The sequence below is a fragment of the Sporanaerobium hydrogeniformans genome, from assembly GCF_002735925.1.
Lineage (GTDB): Bacteria > Bacillota > Clostridia > Lachnospirales > Cellulosilyticaceae > Sporanaerobium > Sporanaerobium hydrogeniformans.
The window spans coordinates 26,379-33,768 of record NZ_PEDL01000025.1; the positions used below are offsets into that span (position 1 = coordinate 26,379).

At 36.0% G+C, this 7,390-nt stretch carries 3 protein-coding genes; all 3 read left to right on the forward strand.

The annotated features are described in order from the left end of the window. Positions 1-90 precede the first annotated feature (90 nt). The 3 genes from CS063_RS15320 to CS063_RS15330 all read left to right on the forward strand — a co-directional run bounded on the left by CS063_RS15320 (position 91) and on the right by CS063_RS15330 (position 7,004). Complete coding sequence (locus tag CS063_RS15320; protein WP_099450571.1) at positions 91-4,518, forward strand: copper amine oxidase N-terminal domain-containing protein; 4,428 nt, start codon at positions 91-93, stop codon at positions 4,516-4,518. 357 nt (positions 4,519-4,875) lie between these two features. Then, positions 4,876-5,427, forward strand: a complete 552-nt coding sequence (locus tag CS063_RS15325) for a sigma-70 family RNA polymerase sigma factor (RefSeq protein ID WP_180270825.1) — start codon at positions 4,876-4,878, stop codon at positions 5,425-5,427. Then, on the forward strand, positions 5,424-7,004 hold the full coding sequence (locus CS063_RS15330) for a hypothetical protein (RefSeq protein ID WP_099450573.1): 1,581 nt from the start codon (positions 5,424-5,426) through the stop codon (positions 7,002-7,004). Before CS063_RS15325 ends, CS063_RS15330 begins: the two co-directional genes overlap by 4 nt. Positions 7,005-7,390 lie beyond the last annotated feature (386 nt).

Genomic DNA, 7,390 nt, shown 5'->3' on the forward strand with positions numbered 1-7,390 from the left:
ATATATAACAAAAAATCAAAATATTAAAAATAAAATTTATAATATAATTAAAATAATGAATTATTAAATAAAATTATAGGGGGGAAAGTTATGAATAGGAAGAAGTATATAGCGACAGTGTTAAGTGTAACGATGTTAGCAGTTAATACTGTTGCGGGTGTTCTACAACCAACAGATATACAAGAGAGTTTGGTACAGCCTATAGAAAAGGTGGTGCAAGTACTAGCCACAAAGACAACGACATCAAGTGTGATGCAATTAAATGCCAATGATGTAACTTCTGGGTCAATAACTGCAGATAGGATACAAGGAGATTTTACCATAAAAGCAACAAGTGGTAAAAAAGTAGATGTGGATAGTAGTGAGCAGGTAAGTGAATATAATCACTATTTTAATAAGCGTATTAAGTTAGGAGGTACTGGAGCAGCAGATTATCGCAATATTACATTCACTACAACGGATGTAGCACATGTAAAGGTATATGCCTTGAGTAGCAGTTCAACTGCAGATAGGGAGTTGGGAATTTATGATGAAAATGATATCCTTATTCATACCCTTATTGCTTACGGGCAGCCATCTCTAGAAGAGAATAAAATTGCAGTAGAAACGGTTACGCTAGATACACCTGGTACTTATAATATTCGCTCAAAGAGTAGTGGTATCAATGTCTATTATGTCAGTGTCACCCAAGGTGAGTCAGAAAGTATAGATTTTAATGAAGGAGTAGCACCCACTATTGATTCTGTTGTATTAAATGCACTAGATTCTTCTAAGTTAGATGTAAATGTTTCAGGAACCATTCCTAATGAACAGACAGACCGAATTGTTGCAAAGCTTTATGACAGTACGGGAAGATTTATAAGTTCCTCTTACACTAATCAGTTAAGTAGTGGCACAGGAGTTATTAGTCTTACTCCGCCAGAGTCTGGTGATTATAAGATCATTTGTGAAGCAGTTAGAGAAGGGGTGAAGGAAGGCAAAGCATCAACTCCGTATATATACAATGATTTTATAGGACCACTAGAAGCCCCTGTTATAGATAGTATTCTTACAGGTAAAGGAGCTTCCCTTAAAGTGGATTGGTTAGATGTAGCTAATGCTGAAAAATACGATGTTTCTATTAAGCAAAAGGATGCATTAGAGTATACTTTAGTAGCCACGGACTTAGGAGATTCCTATTGTGAAATTCCCAATCTAGTGGTAGGCGAGACCTATACGATTAAAATAGTGGCCTATAGAGGGAAAGAGCAAACGGAAGTCACTCAAGACAAACTTGTTAAAGGACAAGAAGAACGTTTTAAAACAGGATTAGTTGGTTCAGGGGCATCTGGAGAGATGACTGAACATGAAGATGGATCTGTTACTTTAGATGTGCGTCCGGTAGGTGGTTCTACAGGTGGTAAGTTAGCAGATAGTGAAGATGGTTTCGCTTATTATTATACAGAAATCGATCCCGCTACTGAAAACTTTACTTTAAGAGCGACCTTTGTTGTAGATGAATCAGCTAGTAAAGATAATCAATCTGGATTTGGTATTATGGCAGTAGATACGATGAAGATAGGGTCTTCTGCAGATCGTTACTTTAATTCAGCAGGAACCATGGTGAGAAAATATACGCGTACAGTGGAGGGTGCCTTAGATGTACGCTATGGTATTCCAGGAGGTTATTTTGTAACAGGTTATACAGGAAGTAGTGATATAAGTTCACCTACTAGGAAATTAATAGATACAGCACCTTTTGATTGGGATTATCAGGTAGATAGACCCAATAATCTCCCTAAATTTGAGAAAGGAGATGAATATACTTTAACCTTAAGAAAAAGTAATACGGGTTTTCATAGTACAATCAAAAATAGTCAAACAGGAGAAGAATCTGAGGAAATTATTTGTTATGAACCTGATTTATTATTAAAGCAAGATGCGAGTAAGTATTATGTAGGAGTATGTGCTAGTCGTAAGATTAAAGTTACAGTAAAGGACATAGCCTTTACGACTATTCATCCAGAGCAAGATGAAGAGAAAGTAAATAGACCAGCTACTTATGTCACACCAACTTTAAATATGGATTCTAGTACAACGACATGGCAGAGTCAATATGAAGTAGGATTTAAAAGTAATTATAAGGGTACTCTTACCATTAAAAATGTGGCAGGCAATGTGGTAGCAGATGGTGTAAAGATAGACCCTACTAATGAGTCTGATATAAGAGGAAAAGTAAAACTTAACTTGCAAACAGGGGTTAATACATTTACTGCTTTATTTACACCAAGTCCTAAAGTAGAACAAGGGACTTTATTAGGAGAAACAGAAGACTTTGAATCCTATGAGCCTATTTCTATTCACTTTAATATTATCTCTAAAAAATACGGAACGAGTGAAAATGCACTTTATGTAGGGGTTAACGGTAGTGCTACTAATCAAGGGACAAAGACGAGTCCGCTAGACATTCAAACAGCAGTAGCATATGCACAGCCTGGTCAAGAAATCGTACTTTTAGGTGGAACATATACACTCACTACAGGTATTAATATAGGGCGAGGGAATAATGGGACGGCCAGTTCACCGATTATACTTATGTCTGAGCCAGGTAAAAAGGTTGTCCTTGATTTATCTCAGTGTACAACCAATGGACTGACTGTAAATGGTGACTATTGGTATATTTATGATATTGAAGTTTGTAATGGACAACCAGCCAAGAAACCTGTGCTTGTAACAGGGCATTACAATACCTTGGATAAACTTATTGTACATGATAATAAAGATACAGGAATCCAAATTAGTGGCAGTGCCTATGAACCAAAGAATATGTGGCCTTCTAATAATTTAGTGGTAAGCTGCGAATCTTATAACAATTGTGATCCGCAAGGAAATGATGCAGATGGTTTTGCTGCTAAGTTAACAGTAGGAGAAGGTAATGTGTTCCGTTATTGTATTTCCCACCATAATATTGATGATGGTTGGGACTTATATGCTAAGTCAACGACGGGTATCATCGGTGCGGTAGTTGTAGAGCAATGTGTGGCATATGAAAATGGACAATTAACACCAGATAAAACCGATGGAAAAACAGGGGAAGGTAATGGTTTCAAACTAGGTGGAGAGAATATACCTGTTGAACATGTATTAAGAGATAGTATTTCCTTCAATAATTTAGCAAGGGGTGTATCTAGTAATAGCAATCCTATATGTAAGGTATATCATACAACGGCTTATAACAATGATGGAGGTAACTTATTATTAAATACGAATGCAACAACTATTAAGTGGATGGTTGATGGTTTTATATCTTATAAGGGAAAAGAAGCGGATAGTATACCAGAGCAAGTTAGCCTTCAAAGTTCTTCCAACTATTTTAATGGTATCAATAGTGTAGGCACAAATGTAGTAGACGGCTGGTTTAAGAAGGTTGATACAACCATTCAGCCAACTATTGCCCAAGATGGAAGTATTGAGATGAATGGACTTCTAGAATTAACAGATAAAGAGTTAGGTGCAGGTGGTATTCTTCAGGCTAATCCTAATCCAACAGCCATTACAATAGGTAAAGAGATAACAATCACAACAGGTGGCTCAGGTAGCTCAAGTGGTGGAGGCGGCGGAAGTACAGTAACCACGCCAGCCCAGGTAAAAACTCCTAATCAAATCATCACTGATGCCTTAAAGAACAAGGAAATACCTCGTATCGAAAATCCACAGTCAGTTTTTTCCATTTCACAAGAATTGGTACAAGGACTTATAAAAAACAAGCAAGAATTAGTTGTAAAAACGAATAATGCAGAAGTAACCATGATACCTTATCTCTTACAAAAACAGCAAGGGGATAGCTCTTTGCAAAAAGAACTAGAGATTACAGTACTACCTATGGATAAGAGCATTTTTGACACCATTAAAGAGAAAGGCTTAAAAGAGAACAAGCTAAAGGTTGTAGGTGGCATAGAGAATACCTTTAATTTAGCTCTTAAATTAGGAGAAGCTTTCCAAAACTTTAAAGAGCCATTACAAGTTACTATTGATTTATCTAAAGAAAGTATTAAGAATCAAGATAAACTTACCTTAGTGAGATATGAAAAGCAAAAAGATGGTACCTTTAAGCCTATTAAGCTGGGGGGAAGCTATGATGCAAGGAGTAAAAAGTTTACAGCCCAGGTGGGAGCGGTAGGAATATATAGTATAGCCGAGGCTGCAGAACTTAAAAAGCTTTCCTTAGCTATTGGGGACAATAGAAGTACGGTAAATGGTGCAATTGTAACAAGTGATGTAGCACCAGAGCTTATGGGAGATATAACTATCGTGCCTTTAAGGTTTATAGCAGAAAGCTTAGGTGCAGAGGTTGAATGGAATAATAAAGCTAAGCAAGCCATTATTAAGCTAGATAGTCAAATACTTACATTAACTGCAGATGATAAGGTGACTGTAAAGAGTGGCAGGATACTCGTGCCTCTTCGCTATGTTTCAGAAAGTTTGGGGGCAAATGTACTTTGGATTCCTTCTACTAAAAGTATAGAGATTGTAAGATAATGAAATATTAAAAAAGGAGTGTGACGAAACTAATTTATTAGTTTTGTCACACTCCTTTTATATATTAGTGACCACACTCATCATGATATTGATGCTCATGACAGATAGAGCCAGTTGCTACAACAATAACCTCTATGCCCTAAATTAAGGATAGATTCGCTTTTTATAATACTGAAAAGAGATGTGTATTGTAATCTGTTCCGTTTATACTGGTTAGGAATGCTTTACTTTTCTTATAGAAAAGGCACAAGAAGCTTTTAAGTTTATTTTATTAGTGAAAATAGAAAAGTGAGGGTATATATAAGTGTGAAACCAATGCTAAGCAACAATGAGAAGACTAGAGAGAGGAGAAAGGTCATGGAAGATAGAGAGCTAGTGGAGCTGATAAAAGCTTCACCAGAGGAAGGCTTAAATCAAGCAATGCTACTTTATGCACCGTTTGTTAAAGGAATCGCTATAAGGATTCTCAGTTATAGAGAAGAAAGAGATGTGCAGGAGTGCTTATCGAATGTTTTTATAAGGCTTTGGAGGTATATAGATAACTTTGATGAAGTAAAGGGAAGTTTAAAGACCTATATTGTTACGATTAGCCGAAATGAGGCATTGAGAATACTTAAAAAATCTAATAAATACATAGAGGATGTATCTCTAGAAGAAGTTAGTTTAGGGATAGAAGTAGATATGACAAATGAAGTAGCAAGAGACATTAACAAAGACATCGTTGAGAAGGTAATTGATGAGTTGGGAGAACCGGATAGACAAATTTTTATTAAAAGATATTTTTGGGCAGAGCGTGTAAAACAAATTGCTATAGAACTTCAATTAGAAGAAAAATTCATAGAAAATAGGTTGTATCTTGTTAAAAAGAAACTCAAAAACAAACTTTTAGAAAGGGGGATTATCTTATGAATAAATTAAGTGACTTGCTCATTCACGTGAACTTAAAGGAGGAGGACTATAAGAATATTGCTGAGGAACCACTTACAATAGAAGAACTAGATATCCTCAAGCAAATAACCTTTAAAGCTATACAAGAGGATCTAAAAGGAAAAGATGAACTTAAATTGAAGGATGAAAGTTTGGTCTTGCAAGATAAAATAATAGAGATAAATGATGATCTAGGGACAAAAAGCTATAAAAGACGAAAGAAGAAAAGATTACTTTTCCTTGTGGCGATACTTATTTTTACCTGTGTGGCAAGCCTTATAGCTAATGTTAAAAATGGTAATGTAGAAAGGATGTTTGAAGTACTTTTTGGTTCAGGAACGGCATATATTGGGGAAAGTGGCTTAGAATTGGGGGTAAATACTACTAAAGAGGGGATAACTTTAAATGTTCAAGGCCTAGTTGGGGATAAAAATAGTGCTATTCTTTTGTTTGACTTGACGAAAGAAGATGGAAGTAGTTTTGATGGGAACTATATCAAATTTGGTAGGCTAGAATTTGATGTAGAAGGAAAGCATGAAAAAACAAGGAGTTGGAATCCTTTCAAAATCTATGGATCGCAAGGTTATACTTCAAGTATAGGATGGGGAATGCTGGATGAAGTTTATCAAGTGCCTACAAAGTATACATTTAAGGTAGAAGCAAATTTAACAAAAGATTTAATAGGAAAGAATGCAACCCTTAAACTCACAGATATAATTGAGGCTGAGCAAGGAGACTGGTTTTCAGAGATTAACTTGGCAGAATTTTTAAGAGCATATCCAGAGTATACATACCAAGATTCTATTCCTATGGAGGAAAAGTTCATTTCTTATTATGATGAAGAGGAGCTAGAAAGTGAAGGTATGAATGCACAAGAGGTAATAAGTAAAATTCCTAAGAGAGGACTTGACTCAAAACAATTAGACATTAATCTTTATCCAGACTTTAACACAGAATGGAAAATTGATAACCTTGGATTTGTAGATGGCAAGCTCCACCTTCGCATGTATGGAACAGATGAGATGCATTATACACCTAGCTTTGTAGATGAACAAGGAAACGAAATAGAAATGGAATATAATATTACAACTTACCATTCTAATGGGGAGGGAGCAAAAGAAGAGAGATTTGCACAAGGCTATTATGTCTATGCTATTAAGGATTTAGAGGAACTTAGCAAACTTCGTGTAAGAAGTTGGTTTATAAAAGAACTTAGAACTACTAAAGGAGAGTGGCAATTAAGCTTTAAAGTAGCGATTAAGAATGAAGAGAAACGTTTAGTCCTTAATAAAATGTATTCACAAGGAGATAGTTTAACACTAGAGGAACTTACTCTTTCTAAACTCTCATTACAGGTTATTTATGAGAATAAAAATAATAAGAGAGGTACTATTAAAACACGTCTACTTATGAAAGATGGGCAAGAGATAAAACTAGGAGCTAAGAGTCAAAGCTATGAAGGAAGTAAGGTAACGGTAAGGTATGCCTTTAAGGAACCTATTGATATAAGCGAGGTACAGGCGGTATTTATTAATAATGAAGAAGTAAAGATAGAGTAGTAAATTTCAGTTTGTTGGGGTGCTCTTAGGAATTTGAAAGTCAAGAAAAAGAAGAGGTGTAGCCGCGGCCGCAAGAAAGAAGGCTTTTCTCCGGTTTCTGGGTCCTCGCCTTGGCAAACTCTAGGCTCAGTCCTGTAGACTAACGGTCCTACCTATCGCAAGAAGAACGCTTGCGATAACGTCCCTAAAGACAGCCTACAGGCCTTCACCAAGACTTTGCGAAAGTCTGTGGAGGAAACCTGCGAAAAGCCTTCTTTCTTGCTCTCCACTGTAACACGAAAGTTTAAATTTTTTATATTCCTTCTTAAAGACATGAGTAACAAATCAATACCCATGAATTATTATTAAGAGTCCCAAAGGATGGGATGGTGTATGGGGATGCCTTA